At 70.0% G+C, this 18048-nt stretch carries 17 protein-coding genes; 4 read left to right on the top strand and 13 right to left on the bottom strand.

Annotated elements, in window-relative coordinates; translation table 11 throughout:
• The first annotated feature begins 55 nt into the window (after positions 1-55).
• Genes OMP43_RS00960 through OMP43_RS00950 form a run of 3 tightly spaced genes read left to right on the top strand, consistent with a single transcriptional unit; the run spans position 56 to position 3971 of the window.
• A complete protein-coding gene (locus OMP43_RS00960; protein WP_280277609.1) occupies positions 56-1657 on the top strand; it encodes a DUF4173 domain-containing protein in 1602 nt (533 codons plus the stop codon).
• A gap of 11 nt (positions 1658-1668) precedes the next feature.
• Positions 1669-2370, top strand: a complete 702-nt coding sequence (locus tag OMP43_RS00955; protein ID WP_280277608.1) for a response regulator transcription factor — start codon at positions 1669-1671, stop codon at positions 2368-2370.
• 20 nt (positions 2371-2390) lie between these two features.
• Positions 2391-3971, top strand: a complete 1581-nt coding sequence (locus OMP43_RS00950; protein WP_280277607.1) for a HAMP domain-containing sensor histidine kinase — start codon at positions 2391-2393, stop codon at positions 3969-3971.
• A gap of 243 nt (positions 3972-4214) precedes the next feature.
• Here OMP43_RS00950 and OMP43_RS00945 read toward each other — a convergent pair whose 3' ends face one another.
• From OMP43_RS00945 to OMP43_RS00895, 11 genes are all read right to left on the bottom strand, one after another.
• On the bottom strand, positions 4215-5618 hold the full coding sequence (locus OMP43_RS00945; RefSeq protein WP_280277606.1) for an efflux transporter outer membrane subunit: 1404 nt from the start codon (positions 5616-5618) through the stop codon (positions 4215-4217).
• A 5-nt stretch (positions 5619-5623) separates the two neighbouring features.
• Positions 5624-6727 (bottom strand): ABC transporter permease, encoded by a 1104-nt coding sequence (locus OMP43_RS00940; protein ID WP_280277605.1) that lies wholly within the window; start codon positions 6725-6727, stop codon positions 5624-5626.
• A complete protein-coding gene (locus OMP43_RS00935) occupies positions 6727-7857 on the bottom strand; it encodes an ABC transporter permease (protein ID WP_280277604.1) in 1131 nt (376 codons plus the stop codon). Before OMP43_RS00935 ends, OMP43_RS00940 begins: the two co-directional genes overlap by 1 nt.
• On the bottom strand, positions 7854-9581 hold the full coding sequence (locus tag OMP43_RS00930) for an ATP-binding cassette domain-containing protein (RefSeq protein WP_280277602.1): 1728 nt from the start codon (positions 9579-9581) through the stop codon (positions 7854-7856). The genes OMP43_RS00935 and OMP43_RS00930 overlap by 4 nt, the downstream gene beginning before the upstream one ends.
• Positions 9582-9631: 50 nt before the next feature.
• Positions 9632-10639 (bottom strand): HlyD family efflux transporter periplasmic adaptor subunit, encoded by a 1008-nt coding sequence (locus OMP43_RS00925; protein WP_280277601.1) that lies wholly within the window; start codon positions 10637-10639, stop codon positions 9632-9634.
• Entirely contained in the window at positions 10636-11259 is a 624-nt protein-coding gene (locus OMP43_RS00920) for a CerR family C-terminal domain-containing protein (protein ID WP_280277600.1), read from the bottom strand. The genes OMP43_RS00925 and OMP43_RS00920 overlap by 4 nt, the downstream gene beginning before the upstream one ends.
• Positions 11260-11348: 89 nt before the next feature.
• A complete protein-coding gene (locus OMP43_RS00915) occupies positions 11349-11474 on the bottom strand; it encodes a hypothetical protein (RefSeq protein ID WP_280277599.1) in 126 nt (41 codons plus the stop codon).
• Positions 11475-11546: 72 nt separating this feature from the next.
• Positions 11547-12941, bottom strand: a complete 1395-nt coding sequence (locus OMP43_RS00910) for a UdgX family uracil-DNA binding protein (protein ID WP_280277597.1) — start codon at positions 12939-12941, stop codon at positions 11547-11549.
• A gap of 22 nt (positions 12942-12963) precedes the next feature.
• Positions 12964-13983, bottom strand: a complete 1020-nt coding sequence (locus tag OMP43_RS00905) for an SO2930 family diheme c-type cytochrome (protein WP_280277595.1) — start codon at positions 13981-13983, stop codon at positions 12964-12966.
• Positions 13980-15170, bottom strand: a complete 1191-nt coding sequence (locus tag OMP43_RS00900; protein ID WP_280277594.1) for a parallel beta-helix domain-containing protein — start codon at positions 15168-15170, stop codon at positions 13980-13982. The genes OMP43_RS00905 and OMP43_RS00900 overlap by 4 nt, the downstream gene beginning before the upstream one ends.
• A gap of 63 nt (positions 15171-15233) precedes the next feature.
• Positions 15234-15593, bottom strand: coding sequence for a VOC family protein (locus OMP43_RS00895; RefSeq protein ID WP_280277593.1), 360 nt, complete (start codon positions 15591-15593; stop codon positions 15234-15236).
• Positions 15594-15701: 108 nt separating this feature from the next.
• Between OMP43_RS00895 and OMP43_RS00890 the strand changes: the two genes are divergently transcribed.
• A complete protein-coding gene (locus OMP43_RS00890) occupies positions 15702-16175 on the top strand; it encodes an Lrp/AsnC family transcriptional regulator (protein ID WP_280277592.1) in 474 nt (157 codons plus the stop codon).
• Between the two features lie 126 nt (positions 16176-16301).
• On the opposite strand, the gene OMP43_RS00885 is transcribed toward OMP43_RS00890, so the two are convergent.
• Both OMP43_RS00885 and OMP43_RS00880 read right to left on the bottom strand, forming a co-directional pair.
• Positions 16302-16712 carry a hypothetical protein gene (locus OMP43_RS00885; RefSeq protein WP_280277591.1) on the bottom strand — a complete coding sequence of 137 codons (411 nt, stop codon included), beginning with the start codon at positions 16710-16712 and terminating at the stop codon, positions 16302-16304.
• Positions 16713-16734: 22 nt separating this feature from the next.
• Entirely contained in the window at positions 16735-17982 is a 1248-nt protein-coding gene (locus tag OMP43_RS00880) for a putative DNA modification/repair radical SAM protein (protein ID WP_280277590.1), read from the bottom strand.
• Between the last annotated feature and the right edge of the window lie 66 nt (positions 17983-18048).

Raw genomic sequence — 18048 nt, 5'->3', positions numbered from 1 at the left:
GGCGCCCGGGCTGGACGGTGCGGGCGCATCGCAATCCCGAACCCGGGAGACCCGCATGATCCGCACCGCACGCTTCAGCTTTCTGGCCAAGGTCGCCGCCGCCATCGCGATCATCGCCGCGATGGACCGGCTGTTCCTCGGCGACGCGGCGGGATCGTGGATCGGCGGCTTCGCCCTTGCCTGGACCGGCGCGCTGCTCGCCACCCGCCCGGCGCTCCGCCGGCGGCCGAGCCTGGCCGCGCTGGCGATCGCGGCGGGCTTCGCCGTCGTGCTCGCCCATGACCCCGGCGGCCTCGGATGGATGCTGTTCTGGAGCGCGCTCTCGATCGCCGCGCTGATGCCGCGCATCGGGCGGTTCGACGATGCCTGGCGCTGGAGCCTGCGCCTGGCCGCGCACGGGCTGAGCGGACCGCTCGCCCCGGCGCTCGACCTGATCCGCCTCGCGCGCCTGAAGCCGCGGCGCGGCGGGCACGGCCCGGCGAGGCTCGCCGCGCTGCTCGCCTTGCCGCTCGGCATGACCGCGCTGTTCGTCGCGCTGTTCGCCAGCGCCAACCCCGTCATCGCCCAGGCGCTCGCCCGGGTCCGCCTGCCCGGGCTCGGCGAAATGCTGTTCTGGGCGCTGCTGCTGGCGCTGATCTGGCCGAGCCTGCGCCCCACCCGCTGGGCGACCCGCGCCGCCGCCCTGCTGCCGCGCGCGGACATCGCCCTGCCCGGCATCCCGGCCGCCTCGCTGCTGCTCTCCCTGCTGCTGTTCAACATCGTGTTCGCCATCCAGAACGGGCTCGACCTCGCCTTTCTGTGGAGCGGCGCGCCGTTGCCGCCGGGCGTGACGCTGGCCGACTATGCCCATCGCGGTGCCTATCCGCTGATCGCCACCGCCCTGCTCGCCGGGCTGTTCGTGCTGGTGGCGCTGAAGCCCGGCTCGGCCAGCGCCGCCGATCCGGCGATCCGCCGGCTGGTGGTGCTGTGGGTGGCGCAGAACCTGCTGCTCGTCGCCTCCTCGATCCTGCGCACGCTCGACTATGTCGCGGCCTATTCGCTGACGAGCCTGCGGATCGCCGCGCTCGCCTGGATGGGGCTGGTCGCGATCGGGCTGGCGCTGATCTGCTGGCGGATGCTCGCCGGCAGGAGCGCCGCCTGGCTGATCAACGCCAATGCGCTGATGGCGGCCCTGGTGCTGAGCGCTGCGAGCATCGCCGATCTCGAGGCAAGCGCCGCCGCCTGGAATGTGCGCCATGCCCGCGAGACGAGCGGTCGCGGGGTGGCGCTGGACCTCTGCTATCTCGCGCAAACCGGCCCCGCCGCGCTGCTTTCGCTGGTCGCGCTCGAGCGCCGGCCGCTGCCGCCCGGGTTCCGCGACCGGGTGCGCCATGTCCGCGCGCAGGTGATGGCCGATCTCGCTCGGCGGCAAGCCGATTGGCGGAGCTGGACCTGGCGCGGACGATATCGGCTGGAGACGGCGCGGCACCTGCTCGGCCCCAATCCGCCCGCCGCGGCGACGCCATTGCCGGGCATGGAGCGGGATTGCGACGGAACGCTCCACCCCATCGCCGCCGAGCAGCCCACGCCGGGTCCGGCCGCCGCGCCGGCCGGCGACCCGATCGCCGACGCGGTCGAAAACACCACTCCGCCGTTGACCGGAGCACCTTCGCGATGATCCAATGCCCCATGCCCCGCACCATCCTCGTCGCCGATGACGATCCGCACATCCGGCAATTGCTCGTCTTCGCGCTCGCCAAGGCGGGGCTGGAGACGATCGAGGCGGCGGACGGCGAGGAGACGCTGCGGATCGCGGAGAGCCAGCAGCCAGACCTGATCGTGCTCGACATCAACATGCCCCGCATGGACGGGCTGGAAGTCTGCCGCAGGCTGCGTGCCGAGGGCGGGCTGCCCATCCTGTTCCTCTCGTCGCGCGACGACGAGATCGACCGGATCCTCGGCATCGAGCTGGGCGCGGACGATTATGTCACCAAGCCCTTCTCGCCGCGCGAGGTAGTGGCGCGGGTGATGGCGGTGCTCCGCCGCACCGCCGCGCAGGCGCCCACCGTCGATCGTGCCCCCGGAACGATCCGTCATGGCCGGCTCGCCCTCGATCCCGAGAGCTGGGACGCCAGCTGGGCGGGCGCCCCGGTGCCGCTCACCGTCACCGAGTTCGGCATCTTGCGCACGCTGGCCGGCATGCCCGCCAGGGTGTTCAGCCGCGACGCGCTGATCGATCGGCTGCGCGGGCCGGGCTTCGCGCTCACCGACCGGACGATCGACAGCCATGTCCGCAACCTGCGCGCCAAATTCGCCCAGGCGGGCGCGCAGGACCTGATCGAGACCCGGCCCGGCATCGGATATCGCATCGGCCCGTGTTCGGGCCAGTGATCCGGGGCACGATCCGGCGCGTGATCGAAGCGCTCAAGGCGCCGGTGCGGCGCCACTGGCCGCGGCTGCGGTTGCGGACGATCCTGCTCGCCACCCTGATATTCGTCGCTGCCCTGCCCGGCGCCGGCGCGCTGTTCCTGCGCGTCTACGAGAACACCCTGGTCCGCCAGACCGAGGCCGAGCTGATCGCCCAGGGCACCGCCCTTGCCGCCATCGCCAGCGCCGAATGGCCGGGCTCGGCCGGGCCCGAGCTGGTGCGCGAGCCGCCGCCGGGCGCGCGCGGCATCGCGGGCGGTCCGCTCTCGACCATCGACCTGGGCACCCGGCCGCTGCCCGAGCGCCCCGAACCGGTCGCGCTGCCGGGAAGCGCTTCGCCCGACGCGCTGGCCGCCGCCGGCCGGCTCGCCCCGCTGGTCGCCGCCACCGAAGACGCGACGCTCGCCTCGATCCTGCTGCTCGCCCCCGACGGCCGCATCCTGATCGGCAGGAACATCGGCAAGAGCCTGGCCGGCCTGCCCGAGCTCGCCACGGCGGCCCGCGGCCGACCCGAGACCGTGCTGCGCCGCCGCGGCGACTATCGTCCCGAATATGCCTTTGAATGGCTGAGCCGCGCCTCCGGCCTGCGCATCCACCATGCCCGGCCGGTGCTGGCGAACGGCAAGGTCGTCGCGGTCCTGCTGCTCTCGCGCTCGCCCCGCGCGCTGTACCGCGGACTCTACGAGGATCGCGGCAAGATCCTGTTCGGCATCGGCGCGATCTTCGCCACGCTCGTCGTGCTGAGCGGCCTGCTCTCGCGCGGCATCGCCCGGCCGATCGAGATGCTGAGCCAGGCGACCCGCGACGTCGCGCGCGGCGGCGGCACCGTGCCCGAAGTGCCGCGCACCGCCGCGATCGAGATCCAGGCGCTCTATGCCGACTTCGCCACCATGGCCGGCGCGATCGACCGGCGCTCGCGCTATCTGCGCGACTTCGCCCATGCGGTGAGCCACGAGTTCAAGACGCCGCTGGCCGGCATCCGCGGCGTGATCGAGATCCTAGAGGATCATCACGCCGGGATGAACGAGGCGGACCGCCGCCGCTTCCTCGCCAATGCCGGCGCCGATGCCGACCGGCTCGCCCAGCTCGTCACGCGCCTGCTCGAGCTGGCGCGCGCCGACATGGCCGAAACCGATGCCGATGCGGCCACCGATATCGCGCCCGCGCTGCACCGCATCGCCGATGCCTGGGGCGAGCGCGGGCTGGCCTTCGCGATCGACGTGCCCGGCGCGCTGCCCCGCGCCGCCCTGCCCGGGCCGATGCTGGAGGCGATCGTCGGCAGCCTGGTCGAGAACAGCCGCCAGGCCGGCGCGGACCGGGTGCGGCTGGCGGCGGAGGAGGCGGGCGGCGAGATCCTGCTGACCGTCGCCGATGACGGCCCCGGCATCCCGGAGGCGGATCGCGCCCGGATCTTCGAGCCCTTCTTCACCAGCCGCCGTGCCGCGGGCGGCACCGGGCTGGGCCTGCCGATCGCCCGCTCGCTGCTCGCCTCGCATGGCGGGACGATCGCGCTGGCGGCGGCCGAGCGCGGGACCCGCTTCGAGATCCGCATGCCGGCCGCCTGAACCGCCGTCGCGTTCTCGAACTGCGCGTCGCCGGGGGACTCGCCAAAGTTCACGCCAAGCGCAGTTCTCGCGGCAGCCTATTTTCCCTAATTTCCCGTCAACCGGCCGCATCTCGCAACATTCTTGCGTGTGCGTGATCCTATCCATGCAACAAGACAAAGAGCGGCCGGACGCGAAGCTCGGCTGCGAGACGCAAGCAGGCGAAATCCTACATAGCAAGGGCGACGAAGGATTGTCCCGGGCTCAGCTCCAGCCCCCGCCCAGCGCCTTGTAGAGCGCCGTCGCCGCCTGCGCCTTGGCCGCGCGTGCCTGCTGGTCGCGCTGCTCGGCGGCAAGCAGCGACTGGCGGGCGCGCTCCAGCGTCAGCCGGTCGTCCTCGCCGCGATCGGCGCGCTTCCGGGCAAGCGCGAAGGCCCCCTGTTCGCGCTGGAGCGACGCGGCGGCATCCTCCGCGGCGGCACGCGCGTTGAGGAAGCGGTTGATCGCCGCCTCGCTGTCGGAAAGCGCGCCGATCACGGCCTTTTCGTAGCGCGCCGCGGCCTGGTCCGCGCGCGCATCGGCGGCGCGGATCTGGGCGCGGATCGTGCCGCCCTGGAAGATCGGCCAGGAAAAGCTGGGCCCGATCTGCAGGCGCGTCGAATCGGTCGAGAAGAGATCGCCGGGCTTGCGCGCCTGCTGGCCGATGCTGCCGAACAGGCTGAAGCGCGGGAAGAGATCGGCGGTGGCGACACCGATATCGGCGGTGGCCGCGGCCAGGTCGCGCTCGGCGCGGCGCACATCGGGGCGGCGCTCGAGCAGCTCGGAACGCAGCCCCACCAGGATCGCATCGGGGCTCGCCGGCAAGGAGCCCGGGGCCTGCAGCTCGGGCACCAGCTGCTCGGGCGGCGCGCCCGCCAGCGTGGCGATGCGATAGGCGGCGGCGCTGGCCTGCGCCCGGGCATTGGGCACCGCCGCCGCGCTTGCCCGGGCGGCGGCGTCGGCCCGTTCGAGGTCGAGGCGCGAAGCCTCGCCGGCATCGAAGCGCAGGCGGGTGAGGCGGGCGAGCTCGGCATTGGACAGCGCCTGCTGCTCGGCGGTGGCCGTATCGGCCTGGGCGGCGCGCAGGTCCATATAGCTGCGCACCACTTCGGCGATCAGCGTCAGCATCACGTCGCGCCGGGCGAATTCCGCGCTCTGCTCGCGCGCCGCGGCGCCCTGCATCTGGCGCGTGCGGCGCCCCCACAGGTCGATTTCCCAGCTCGCGTCGAAGCCCAGGTCGAAGAGCGGGAAATCGCGCGAGAAACCGGGAAAGGGAATGCTGCCGAGCGGCAGCTGGCCGTTGTTGCTCAGCACATTCTCCGTCCCCGAGCCGGTGGCGGTGACGCTGGGCAGCCGCCCGCCCGCAATCGCCTCGCGATTGGCCCGCGCCTCGGCGAGCCGGCCCTGGGCCTCCTTGAGATCGGGGCTGGAAGCCACCGCGCGCCGCACCAGCGCGGAGAGCTGCGGATCGCCGAACCGGTCCCACCAGCTCAGGTCGACCTGGCCCGGCGCGCCGGCCTCCAGCCACTGGGGTGCCGCCTTGGTCTCGGGCGCGTGATAGTCCGGCCCGACCGTGCAGGCGGAAGCCAGCAGCAGGGGCGGCAGGAACAGGGGAAGCGAGCGGATCATCGGGATCACTCCATGCGCGCGCGGAAGAGCCAGGCCGAGGCGGAGAGCGTGACGCAGGCGATCAGCGCGAGCGGCCAGAGCTGGTGGAACACCGCTTCCGCCGGCATCGCCTTGAGGAACAGCCCCTGGACGATGACGAGGAAATAGCGGGCGGGATCGAGATAGGTGATCGTCTGCAGCCAATCGGGCATGTTGTCGATCGGGCTGGCATAGCCGGAGAGCAGGATCAGCGGCGTGGTGACGAGGAACACGCCGAGAAAGGCCTGCTGCTGCGTCTGCGATGCGGCCGAGACGAGCATGCCCATGCCGATCAGCGCGAGCAGATACATGCCGAGCGACAGCCAGAAGAGCAGCAGCGATCCGGTGAAGGGCACGCCGAAGACCAGCGGCGCCACCACCAGATAGACGCTGCCGTTGATCATCCCGATCACGAAGGGCGGCACCATCTTGCCGATCAGTATCTCATGGACCCGCAAGGGCGAGACCATCAGCTGGTCGAACGTCCCCAGCTCGCGCTCGCGCGCCACCGATTGCGAGGTGATGGCGAGCCCCGCCACCGAAGTGATGATCGCGACGAGCGAAGGGAGCGTGAACCAGATATAGTCGAGCGCCGGATTGTACCAGTTGGTCACCACGCTGCCGCCCGCCTGCCCGCGCAGCTGCGGCGGGGCCAGCTCGGCGCCCAGGGTGCCGGCGATGTTGGTGACATAGCCCGCCACGATCTGCGCCGCGTTGGAGCGGCGGCCATCGAGCACCAGGCCGATCGTGGCGGTCTTGCCGCGCGCGAGGTTGCGGTCGAAATCCTCGTCTATCACCAGGGCGGCGATCACCTTCTGGTTGTCGATCGCCGACTTGAGCGCGGCCGGCGTCGCCAGCCGCTCGATCCGGCGGAAATTGGGGCTGCCGGCGATGCGCTGGACCAGCTCGACCGAATGCGCGCCCGAGCTGCGGTCGAGGATGCCGATATCGACATTCTTCACGTCGAGCGTGGTGGCATAGGTGAAGATGAAGAGCTGCATCAGCGGCGGCACGAACAGCACCAGCCGCGCCTGCGGATCGCGCAGCACCGCCCACATCTCCTTGACGATCATGGCGAACAAGCGGCGCATCAGTCGAGGCTCCGGCGAGTGACGCGGAAGGAGAGCGTGAAGAAGACCATGCCGAAGGCCAGCATGATGCCGATGTTCGGCAGCAGCAGCCCCCATTGGTCGCCGGCCAGGAACACCGTCTCGAGGCTGGGGATCAGGTAGCGCGCCGGGACGATATAGGTCAGCGCCTGGATCGGCCAGGGCATCGAGCCGATCTCGAAGATGAAGCCGGAGAGCAGGAAGGTCGGCAGAAAGGCCGAGAGCAGCGCCACCTGGCTCGCGACGAACTGGTTCTTGGTCGCCGCCGAGATGAACAGGCCCAGGCCCAGCGCCGGCATCAGAAAGGCCGAGGAGATGGCGTAGAGCGCGAAGATCGAGCCGCGGAACGGCACGCCGAATATCCATATCCCGATTACCGCGCAGAGCGTCATCGAGGCCTGGGCCAGGAAGAAATAGGGGATGACCTTGCTGGCGATGAACTCGGCCATCGAGATCGGCGTGGCCATCATCGCCTCCATCGTCCCCCGCTCCCATTCGCGGGCGACGACGAGCGCGGTGAGCAGGGTGCCGACCATCGTCATCACGTTCGCGATCGATCCGGGGACGAGGAAGAATCTGCTCTTGAGCTCGGGATTGTACCAGTAGCGCGCCGAGATGGTGACCGGCGCCTCGCGGGCGCCGGGATCGCGCTCCAGCCCCTCGGCCGCGGCCCAGGTCGCGCGAACGCCTTCGCCATAGGCCGCGGCGAAATTGGCGGTGTTGGGCTGGGAACCGTCGGTGACGATCTGGATCGGCGGGACCTTGCCGCGCTTCACGCCCTGGCCGAAATCCTGGGGGATGACGATCAGCGCGCGCAGCTCGCCATCGATCAGCTTGTCGCGCACTTCCGCGACGGTGCGCGCCTCGGTCACCAAGAAATAGCGCGAGCTGCGATAGGCCTGGGCCAGGCGGAGCGCGGGGCCGCTGCCGTCCTGGATCACCAGGCCCACCCGGGTGCGCGTGCTGTCGAGCGAGACCGCATAGCCGAACAGGAAGAGCAGGATCATCGGCAGCACGAAGGCGATCAGGAAAGTGGAGGGATCGCGCAGGATCTGCGCGCCCTCCTTGCGGACCAGCGCCGCCAGGCGCCTGAGGTCGAAGCGGAAACTCATGCGGCCTCCCTCGCTTCGCGCTTGCGGTCGAACGCCTCGATCAGGGCGATGAACGCGTCCTCCATCGTCGGGTCCTCCGCCCCGATGAGGCGGGCGGCCTCGGCCTTGAGCTCGTCGGGCGTGCCGGTGGCGATCTGCTCGGCGCGGTAGATCAGCGTCGCCCGGTCGCAATATTCGGCTTCGTCCATGAAATGGGTGGTGACCAGCACGGTCACGCCCTTCTCGACCAGGCCGTTGATGTGCATCCAGAATTCGCGGCGCGTGACGGGATCGACGCCTGAAGTCGGCTCGTCGAGGAACAGCACCGGCGGCTCGTGCATCACCGCGCAGGCCAGGGCGAGGCGCTGCTTGAAGCCCAGCGGCAGGGTGCCGGCATTGACGTCGAGCTTGTCCTGAAGCTCGAAGATCTCGATCATCGCCGCGATCGCCCGGCGCGCCTTGTCGCGCGGCAGGTCATAGGCGCCGGCGAAGAAATCGAGATTCTGGCGAACCGAGAGATCGCCATAGAGGGAGAATTTCTGGGCCATATAGCCCAGCTGGGCGCGGGCGTCGGCACGGCTGTGGCGCAGCGACCGGCCCGCGACCGCGCCGGTCCCCGACGTGGGCGAAAGCAGCCCGCAGAGCATCTTGAACGTGGTCGACTTGCCCGCTCCGTTCGGGCCGAGAAGCCCGAATATCTGGCCCCTGGGGATGCGGAAGTTCATGTCCCTGGCCGCGGTGAAGTCGCCGAAGACCTTGGTGAGGCCGTTCGCCGCGATCGCATCGACATCGGTTTCGGGGATGGTGCGATAGCGCTCCGCCAGCGCGGACGTGCCCTTGGGGCCGCCGCCCAGCCGCTCGATGAAGCCGTCCTCGAAGCGCGGATCGGCAGCCTGGACTTCGGTGTCCGGGCCGGCCGCGAAGGCGCCGGCATCGGGCACCGGCCTGCCGTCCCGGAGCAGCAGCCGCACCGAGCGGCCCTGGATCGTGCCGTCGATCACATCGTCGCGGTCGAGCGCATGGGTGAGGAAGGCGCGGCGGCGCTCCTTGAAGCCGGTGACGCGGATCACCCGGTCCCGCACCCGGCCGGTCAGCTCCGCCGGCGGCCCGTCGAACAGCAGCTTGCCTTCGTTGAGCAGATAGACGGTGTCGCACTTCTCCGCCTCGTCGAGATAGGCCGTCGACCACAGCACGCCGATGCCCTGCCCGGTCAGGTCGCCGACCATGCTCCAGAGCTCGCGGCGGCTGATCGGGTCGACGCCGACGCCGGGCTCGTCGAGCAGCAGCACCCTGGGCGTCTTCACCAGCGCGCAGGCAAGGCCCAGCTTCTGCTTCATGCCGCCCGAGAGCTTGCCCGCCAGCCGATCCTGGAAACGGGCGAGATCGGTGAATTCGAGCAGCCGGTCGAAGCTCGCCCGCCGCTCGTCCTTCGGCAGGCCGCGCACTTCGGCGTATAATTCGAGGTTCTCGATGACGGACAGGTCTTCGTAGAGGCCGAAGCGCTGGGGCATATAGCCGAGATCGTCGAGCTTCTCGCCCGGCGCGCCGCCGAGCACCTCCACGATTCCCGAACTCGGCGCCATCAGCCCGGCCAGGATGCGGATCAGCGTGGTCTTGCCCGCCCCGTCCGGTCCGACCAGCCCGGTGATCCGTCCCGGCGCGATCGCCATCGCCACGCCGTCGAGCGCACGGTTGTCGCCGAAGCATTTCACGAGATCGGTGGTTTGGGCGAGGGATTGGGTCATCTTCTCCCTTCCAGGGAGGGGAATGCGCGGGGAAGCGCGCACCACCCCCCTCAATCCTTGTGCTTAGGCCGCGCGCCGGGCACCGAGACGCTCACCGGCTGGCCCTGGCGCAGCGCGTCGTCCGGATCGTCGACGATGATGCGCAGCTGATAGACGAGATCGGTGCGCAGATTCTCGGTCTCGACCGTCTTGGGCGTGAACTCGGCGCGCGGCGAGATATAGCCGATCGTGCCGTGATAGCGCCTGGGATTGCCGTCGGCGGAGACGACCACCTTCATCCCCGGGCCGATCCGCGAAAGATCGCTCTCCGCGACATAGGCGCGCACGCGCAACGGCCGCAGGATCGCCAGCGTCAGGACCGTCTCGCCGGGCTGGACGATCGCGCCGGGCTCGCGGGCGCGCGTCACCACCGTGCCGTCGGTCGAGGCGAGCAGCCGGGCATCGCCGAGATCGGTCGCGGCGCCCTGGCGCGCGGCCATGGCGGCGCGGACGTCGGCGGCGGCCGCGGCGACGTCCTCCTTGCGGCTGCCGGCGTGCATCAGCGAGAGCGCCTGGCGCGCCTGGGCAAGATCGGCACGCGCCTTGTCCCGCGCCGCCACCGTCTGCTCCCAGACGTCCCGGCTGATCGCGCCGGGCTCGACCAGCGGCTGGCGCCGCGCATAGTCGCGCTCGGCATCCTGCGCCACCGCGGCGGCGGCATCCGCGCGGGCGCGGGCCTGGGCGATGTCCTGCGCGCGATTGCCGTTGCGGAGCTTGGCGAGCTGCGCCTCAGCCTGCGAGACCTGCGCGTCCGCCTGGGCGATGCGGCTGTCGAGCGTGGCGGCATCGAGCGTGGCGAGCAGCTGGCCCTGCTTCACGCGCGCGCCTTCCTCCACGCCGATCGCGGCAATGCGGCCGCTCACCCGGAAGCCGAGATCGACTTCGCGGATATCGACATTGCCGTTCAGCCGAAGCGCGCCATCGTCCCGCGCCTTGAACAGGCCGAAGCCGCTGGTGGCGATCGCGGCGATCACCAGCCCGACGATGACGACGAAGATCGCGATGCGGCGGCGGTTCATGCGGCATTCTCCGACAGGATGCAGAGGGCATTGGCGCGCAGCCGCGCGCGAAGGAGCGCCCGGGTGGGCTCGTCGATCGTCTCTACCGAGAGGATGCGGGTGACGGCGGCACGGCAGACCCGCAGCACCAGCGTCTGGCCGAACAGCATGATCCCCATGGCCAGCACTTCGCGCTCGCCAAGATCGGTGCGGATACGGCCAAGAAGCGCGACGAAGACGCCCACGACCTCCTGCATCACGCCGGTGTAGATCCGGTCGAAAGCCTCGGTAGGGGCCTGTTGCTCGCGCGTGATGAACAGCGACCAGGCTTCGGATTCGGGGCGGATCATCATCAGCGCGAAGCCGTCGAGCAAGGCGAGCAGCGCCTCGGTCGCCTGTTCGCGCGTGCCGGCGCGCGCGGTTTCGCGGGCGATTTCAAGCGCGGGGCCCTGGATCTCGCGGACACGGGCGGCGATGTGATCGGCGGCGGCGAGGTACAGCCCCTGCTTGCCGCCGAAATGATAGGTGATCGACGACATCGCCGTGCCCGAGGCGCGCGCGATCTCCCGCGTGCTCGCGCCTTCGAAGCCGTGGCGGCCGAACTGGTCGATCGCCGTCTCGATCAGCGTCTGGCTGGTCATCGCAAGCCCTGTTCGTTCGAACGAACAATACTGCATGATGCTGCAAGGAACAAGCCCCGCCGCGCATAACGCGCGGCGGGCCCCGGGGTTCAGCGGCCTGGGATCCGATCAGGAACGATCATGGTCACCGCGATGGTGAGGATCGCCGCGATGATGGTCGCCATTATAGCCGGGACGGCCAGCGCCAACGCGCCGGCCATGCGCAGGATTCGCATGCGCTTTCTCCTGGAGACGATGACAACGCGCGAGTTCTGAAAATGCCCCGGCCCGCACCGGAGCGGCTCTGGCTAGGCCAGAGCCTTCGCCGCCGCCGCCAGGTCTTCCACGAACGCCGCGAATTCATCCTCCGCCTTCGCCCGGTCGGGCAGGCGCAGGAGATAGCTGGGGTGGATCGTCACCCAGCCGAGCCCGCCTTCGGGCAGCTCCAGCACCCGGCCGCGCGTCGCCGCGATCGTCACGGCCCTGCCGAGCAGCTGACGGGCGGCGGACGCGCCCAGCGCCACGGTCATCCCGGGCTTCACCAGCGCGCGTTCCTGCTCGTACCACCAGCGGCAGGCCTGGATCTCGCCGGCATCGGGCCTCGCATGGATGCGGCGCTTGCCGCGGCGCTCGAACTTGAAATGCTTGACCGCGTTGGTGACGTAGACGCTGGCGCGATCGATCCCCGCCGCGGCCATGGCGCGGTCGAGCATCTCCCCGGCGGGGCCGACGAACGGGCGACCGGCCAGATCCTCCTGATCGCCGGGCTGCTCGCCGACGAGCATCATCCGGGCATCGGGCGAGCCTTCGCCGAACACGGTCCGCATGGCATGCCGGTGCAGGTCGCAGCGGGTGCAGTGCGCCGCCTCGTCGCGCAGCGCCCGCCATGCCGCATCGGCATCGCCGCCCGACCGGACATGTGCCGCCACCATCGCCGTCTCCCGCTGGCGCGCGGTTGCGACCAGTTCCCGCACCAACGCGGTTTCCGGCATGTTTTTCCAGTATTTGCGCGGCATCTCCCGGAGCATCGCACCGGTCTTCAGCCGGGCCGGATTGAAGATCGCGGCGTAATAGGTCTTCCAGATATCCTCCACCGGATCCTCGCCGGGAGCCTCCGCCCGGCTGGCGCCGGGGCCTTCGCGCAGCACCTCGGCATCCCAGTGGAGCGAGAGCGCGGGCGTGAGGATCGACCAGCGCATAGTGGCGAACCGCTCGACGAAGAAGCGGGCATTGGCGCGGACGATGTGATGGGCCGGCTCGAACCAGGCGACATAGCGGACGCCGGGCGCGCCGATGCCCGGGAAAGCCGGGGAGTCGCGTACTTCACGGAACCGGACAAAGGCACGCATCTTGTGGATGTCGCGGCGGACTTCGCGGGCCATCGCCTCGAGCCGGCGGACGCGCGGATCGGCCGGGTCGGCGATGCGGCGGGGATCGTCGGCTAGCAGCGCATAGAGCAGCGCGAAGCGCGCGGGATCGCCGTGCAGGATCGCCGACCGGGCGAGGTCCAGGAATCGGGGCGGGACCTTGACGACGCGGGACGCGACCACCGGCATCGCGGCTTCGCCGGCGAACAGGTCCGTCGGAGTCTCGCCGACCTGCCAGAGGATTTCCGACGGGGGGACGCCGGCCTGGGCAAGCCCGCGCGCGGCATCGCGCCAGCCCTCGAAATCGTCTTCGCTTGCCAAGGTGACGACGCGCACTCTGCCCTCCGGTTGGCGGGCTCTAACGCCCCGGCGCGGATTTCGGCATCGATTCGATCCATTGGCGGACCAGCGCCACGCCTTCCTTGTGGACGGTGGCGCGGCCGAGCTCGGGCATGGCGATGCCGGGATCGGTCGATTCCATCCGGTAGAGCAGGATCGAGGCGTCGGGCGCGCCGGGAACGATGTCGAAATCGCGCGTGCCCGCCCCGCGCCCGGCGGCGGTGGGGCGCTTGAACAGCCCGCGCTGCTCGGGATCGGCACGGGCGAGATCGAGGAACAGGCCCGAATTGGACGCGGCGCCCCGCGGATTGTGGCAATGCGCGCAGTTGATCTCCAGCCAGGCACGGGCGCGCGCGTCGAGCGGCGCGGCGCGGTCGTCCCAGCGGGCGACGCGGGGCGCGTCCGCCGGAAGCCGGTCGAGCATGCCGGCGGCCAGCATCGCCTCGAGCTGGCCGCCATGGTTGAGATAGCGCGCCTTGATGCCGATCGGCGTGACCTGGCCGGCCAGGCCGTGGCAATCCTTGCACTGGTTCTGGTTGGGCACGGCATAGGAAATGGCGTGCCGCTCGCCGGACGGATCGGTGAAGGCAACGGGGATGCGCGTGCCGGCGCGCTTCACCTCCGCATCGGTTCCCTCCGCGTTCCAGACATAGGGTATCGGCACCCAGCCGCCGGCCCGGTGGAGCAGCACCCGGGTTTCCAGCGGCTTGAACCGGCCGTCCACCGGATAGCCGAAGGTCTTGACCAGCGCCGCCCCGACCGGGAGATCGAGCGGCCCGTCCGGATCATATTTTGCCCGGGTGCCGGCGGGCAGGTAGATATAGCGCTCCTTGGCCGCATAGTCCGAGAAGAGCGGAGTCTCGAGGTCGTAATGGAACAGGCCCCGGGCCGGGGCGCGCGCCGCGAGATCGGTGAAGAAGCCGAATTCGGAGAGGCGCGCGGGATAGCCCTCGCCGGTGATCGCCGCGTCGTTCACTCCGCCCGGCCGGCCGAGCAGCGCGGCGGCGAACAGGGCGACCGCGCCGAGCAGCGCCTTCATTTGGCGGCGGCCTCCATCGCGGGCGGGAGCTTGAAGCTCTGCCAGGGCGGCGGGGCCGCGTTGTCGAGCTTGATCATCTGCGGCCTGGCGGTCTCGATGCCGGCGCCGAGCGCAAGACCCAGGGTCAGCACCGGTCCGTCATCCCCGGTGAGGCGCACCTTGTCGCCGCCGGTGCCGTCCCAGAAGACGGGCGGCAGCGCGCCGCCCAGCGCCGCCGCAAGCTCCTTGCCGCCGGGCATGGCGGGGGCGAAGCCGGCCCGGCCATGCTTGTTGCCGGCGAGGCGGATGTTGCGGGGATAGGGATCATAGCCCTTGTCCTCGAAGGGCTGGCGATAGGCGACGACCATGATGTTGGCGGTGCCGTTGCCGCTGAGTTCGTTGCTGGTCACGCTGACGTCGTTCTCGGCCATCACCAGCACGCCGGTGCCGGTGGGGACAGTGGCGACGGTGTTGCCGGGCGGGGCGAAATTGGGGGTATCGTTGTCGATCGCCCTGTTGCCGTGCACCTTCACCCAGCCGGCCCCGCGCCGGGGCAGGGCGGGCAGGTCGAACACCAGGATGCCGCCGGTGTTGTGGGTGGCGAGATTGTTGGTGACTTCGGCAAAGCCGCTATTCTCGATCTCGATCCCGGCGACATTGTACATCGCGGTGGAATTGCGCACGACGATCCGGTTGGACTGGCCGACATAGATGCCCGCATCCGAAGCGCCCTTAACGGTGACGCCGTCGATCAGCACATCCTCGCTCTCGACCGGATAGACGCCATAGGCGCCGTTGGTCGCCTTGGGCCCGCCGGTCCATTCGACGCGGACATTCTTGTAGACGATCCGGTCGGCTCCCTTGGACTTGATGCCGTCGCCCTTCGAATCCTCCACCGCGAAGTCGCGCAGCACCACATCGTCCGAAGTGACCAGCAGCCCCTCGCCCGCGCCCAGCTGCCCCTTGAAGCTGAGCACCGTCCGCTCGGCCCCGGCGCCCCGCACCGTGACGCCGTTCACGTCGAGGCTGAGCCCGTCGGTCAGCTCGAAGCGGCCGGCGCCGATGCGGACGGTGTCGCCCGGCCTGGCGTCGAGCAGCGCGGACTGGAGCCGTTCCTGGGCATTGGGCCCAGCCTCGACGACGAGGTCGCGGGCCAGGGCCGGAGTAACGGCGAGCAGCACCGTCGCGAGCGCGCAGAATCGAAGCATCCCTCTCTCCCTTTTGCGTATTTTTGAAGATGATACGCCGATCGGGAGAAATTGACAGGCCTGTCAATTAGGTCCGTGGCAGACGAATTCGATCAGCCGCCCATCGGGATCGCGAAGATATCCGGCGTAATAATTGGGATGGATGTGCGGGGCGAGCGCGGGCGCGCGATCGAGGACATGGCCGGCATCGCGGCCGGCGGCATAGATTCGGTCGACCGTGGCGCGATCGGGCGCGGCAAAGGCGAAGTGGAGGTCGGACGGCGCCTCGCCTTCGACCAGGAACAGGTCGAGCGCGGAATCATTGCCGAAGCCCTTGGCCGGGCCGTCGACCTTCTGGGTATAGCCGAGCGGTGCCAGGGCATCGGCATAGAAGGCCAGGCTCTCGGCCAGGCGGGTGGTGCGGATCTCGATATGGTCGATCATGACATTCTCCTTCGCCCCGGGAGATAGGCGCGCGCCCGCGCGGCTTTTCCGCGAATAGGGGAGTCGAATCGGCGGATTTCGGCGCATTTGCACGCTAGGGTGCGGCCGATGGCCCGATCCGATCTCGACCCCTTCGACCGCAGGCTCCTCGCCCTGGTCCAGCGCGACGCGGCGCAGACCGCCGAAGCCCTGGCCGGACAGGTCGGGCTTTCGGCATCGGCGGTGCAGCGGCGGCTCAAGCGGCTGCGCGCGACGGGCGTGATCCTGGGCGAGATCGCCGTGGTCGATCCGCTCAAGGTGGGGAAGCCCAATTTCTTCCTGGCAGCGCTGGAGATCGAGCGCGAGCGCCCCGAGCTGATCGCCCGGCTGCGCCAATGGCTGGCCGCGGAGGAGCAGGTCCAGCAGGTCTATTACGTCACGGGCACCGCCGATTTCGTGCTGGTCGTCGTCGCACCCGATGTCGGCGCCTATGACGCGCTGATGAGCCGGCTGATGGCGGACAATCCGAATGTGCGCCGCTTCACCACCAATGTCGCGCTGGGCGTGGGCAAGCGCGGGCTGCTCGTGCCGATCGCCGACTAGGCTATTCGCGCGAATTCCCCGGCGGACCGGCTTCGGCGCGCGAGCAAGTCGCGCTGCCGATCATGATCGGCGAAGATAGAGAAACTCCTTTGTATACAATGATATGGGAGGCGATCCCGGGTTCCCCTAGCGATGCTCCGCTTGCCCCTCGCGGAGCGACGCGTCGAGCATGTCGACGATCCCGGCGATCGAAATGGTGAAGACGCCGCCCCGCGCCTCGCGCCACGTCGCGATGCCCGCGGCGGGATCGGGGAAATCCGGCTGGCGCGCGGCAAGCCGGGTCACGCTCGCGTCAAGGGTCCGCCGCGATACCGGCAGGTGCTGCACCTCGCCGCCGGCTATGGCGAGGTCGACCAGGCTGACATGGTAGATCGGATCGCCGCGCGGATCCGCCTCGATCGCCTGGATCTTGAGCAGCGACCGCGGCTCGACCGGGCGCGTGCGATATTCCCAGACCTGCCCGGCGGCATAGCCGGGACGCTCGGCGGGCTGGCCGGGGCCACCGAGCAAGGCGAGCAGCGCGACGAGCAGCTTCATGCCGGCGAGCCTAGCCGCGCGTTCAGGCGCCGAACAGTTCGAGCTGCGCGTGCCTTGGCGCGACCAGCGCATGCAGGTCGGCGCGATCGGCCAGCGCGACCGGGCGCCAGTCCTCGGCGATCAGGAACGGGCGGACCTTGGCGAGCGAAGCCGTCAGCCGGGCGATATCGGCCAGGCGCAGCCGGCGCCAGCGGCGCGCGGCGAGGATCGCGTCGATCGCCTTGACGCCGAGCCCCGGCACCCGGAGCAGCGCCGCGCGCGGGGCGCGGTTGACGTCCACGGGGAAATGCGCGCGGAACTTCAACGCCCAGGCGAGCTTGGGATCGATGTCGAGCGGGAGCATGCCGGTGACGGGATCCGCCGCCTCGGCCACTTCGCGCGGCGCATAGCCGTAGAAGCGCATCAGCCAGTCGGACTGGTAGAGCCGATGCTCGCGCATCAGCGGCGGGCGCCGGAGCGGCAGCACGGCGCTGGCATCGGGAATCGGGCTGAACGCCGAATAATAGACGCGCCGCAGCTGGAACCGGTCGTAGAGCCCGGCCGCGCGCGCGATGATGTCCCCATCGGTGGCGGCATCGGCACCGACGATCATCTGGGTCGACTGGCCGGCGGGCGCGAATTTCGGCGCGGCCTTGTAGCGCCGGCCGGCATCGGCGCCGTCCTCGATCGCGGCACGGACGTCCCGCATCGCGCCTTCGATCCGGGGCGCCGACTTTTCGGGCGCCAGCCGCGCCAGCCCCGCCACCGTCGGCAGCTCGACATTGATCGAGACCCGATCGGCATGGAGCCCGGCCTGGCGCACCAGCTCCGGATCGGCATCGGGAATCGTCTTCAGATGGATATAGCCGCGAAAGTCATGCACCTCGCGCAGCAGCCGCGCGACGCGGACGATCTGCTCCATCGTATAGTCGCTCGAACGAATGATGCCGGAGGAAAGGAACAGCCCCTCGATATAGTTGCGCCGGTAGAAGCCGAGCGTGAGGTCGACCACCTCCTCCGGCGTGAAGCGGGCGCGGCGGACGTTCGAGCTCTTGCGGTTGATGCAATAGTGGCAGTCGAAGATGCAGCTGTTGGTCAGCAGGATCTTGAGCAGCGAGATGCAGCGTCCATCCGGCGCATAGGCGTGGCAGATGCCCATGCCCTCGGTCGAGCCGAGCCCCCTGCCCGCCGCCGAATTGCGCCTGGTCGTGCCCGACGAGGCGCAGCTGGCATCATATTTGGCGGCATCGGCGAGGATGGCGAGCTTCGCGCGGAGATCGAGCTGCGACATTCGTTCGCTTTATGTTCCAGATGTTGCGGTGTCCAGCGGGTTGTGGAAGGAGGCGAGCGAAAACAA

This window comes from Sphingomonas sp. CBMAI 2297, from assembly GCF_029870595.1.
In the GTDB taxonomy this organism is placed as follows: Bacteria; Pseudomonadota; Alphaproteobacteria; order Sphingomonadales; family Sphingomonadaceae; genus Sphingomonas.
Note: the sequence above shows the minus strand (reverse complement) of the source record. Positions and strands in the feature narration are given on the sequence as shown.

Coding starts and splice junctions, on each gene's coding strand:
- OMP43_RS00960 (WP_280277609.1), top strand. CDS start 56: ATGATCCGCACCGCACGCTTCAGCTTTCTGGCCAAGGTCGCCGCCGCC.
- OMP43_RS00955 (WP_280277608.1), top strand. CDS start 1,669: ATGCCCCGCACCATCCTCGTCGCCGATGACGATCCGCACATCCGGCAA.
- OMP43_RS00945 (WP_280277606.1), bottom strand. CDS start 5,618: ATGATCCGCTCGCTTCCCCTGTTCCTGCCGCCCCTGCTGCTGGCTTCC.
- OMP43_RS00940 (WP_280277605.1), bottom strand. CDS start 6,727: ATGCGCCGCTTGTTCGCCATGATCGTCAAGGAGATGTGGGCGGTGCTG.
- OMP43_RS00935 (WP_280277604.1), bottom strand. CDS start 7,857: ATGAGTTTCCGCTTCGACCTCAGGCGCCTGGCGGCGCTGGTCCGCAAG.
- OMP43_RS00930 (WP_280277602.1), bottom strand. CDS start 9,581: ATGACCCAATCCCTCGCCCAAACCACCGATCTCGTGAAATGCTTCGGC.
- OMP43_RS00925 (WP_280277601.1), bottom strand. CDS start 10,639: ATGAACCGCCGCCGCATCGCGATCTTCGTCGTCATCGTCGGGCTGGTG.
- OMP43_RS00920 (WP_280277600.1), bottom strand. CDS start 11,259: ATGACCAGCCAGACGCTGATCGAGACGGCGATCGACCAGTTCGGCCGC.
- OMP43_RS00915 (WP_280277599.1), bottom strand. CDS start 11,474: ATGCGAATCCTGCGCATGGCCGGCGCGTTGGCGCTGGCCGTCCCGGCT.
- OMP43_RS00905 (WP_280277595.1), bottom strand. CDS start 13,983: ATGAAGGCGCTGCTCGGCGCGGTCGCCCTGTTCGCCGCCGCGCTGCTC.
- OMP43_RS00900 (WP_280277594.1), bottom strand. CDS start 15,170: ATGCTTCGATTCTGCGCGCTCGCGACGGTGCTGCTCGCCGTTACTCCG.
- OMP43_RS00895 (WP_280277593.1), bottom strand. CDS start 15,593: ATGATCGACCATATCGAGATCCGCACCACCCGCCTGGCCGAGAGCCTG.
- OMP43_RS00890 (WP_280277592.1), top strand. CDS start 15,702: ATGGCCCGATCCGATCTCGACCCCTTCGACCGCAGGCTCCTCGCCCTG.
- OMP43_RS00885 (WP_280277591.1), bottom strand. CDS start 16,712: ATGAAGCTGCTCGTCGCGCTGCTCGCCTTGCTCGGTGGCCCCGGCCAG.
- OMP43_RS00880 (WP_280277590.1), bottom strand. CDS start 17,982: ATGTCGCAGCTCGATCTCCGCGCGAAGCTCGCCATCCTCGCCGATGCC.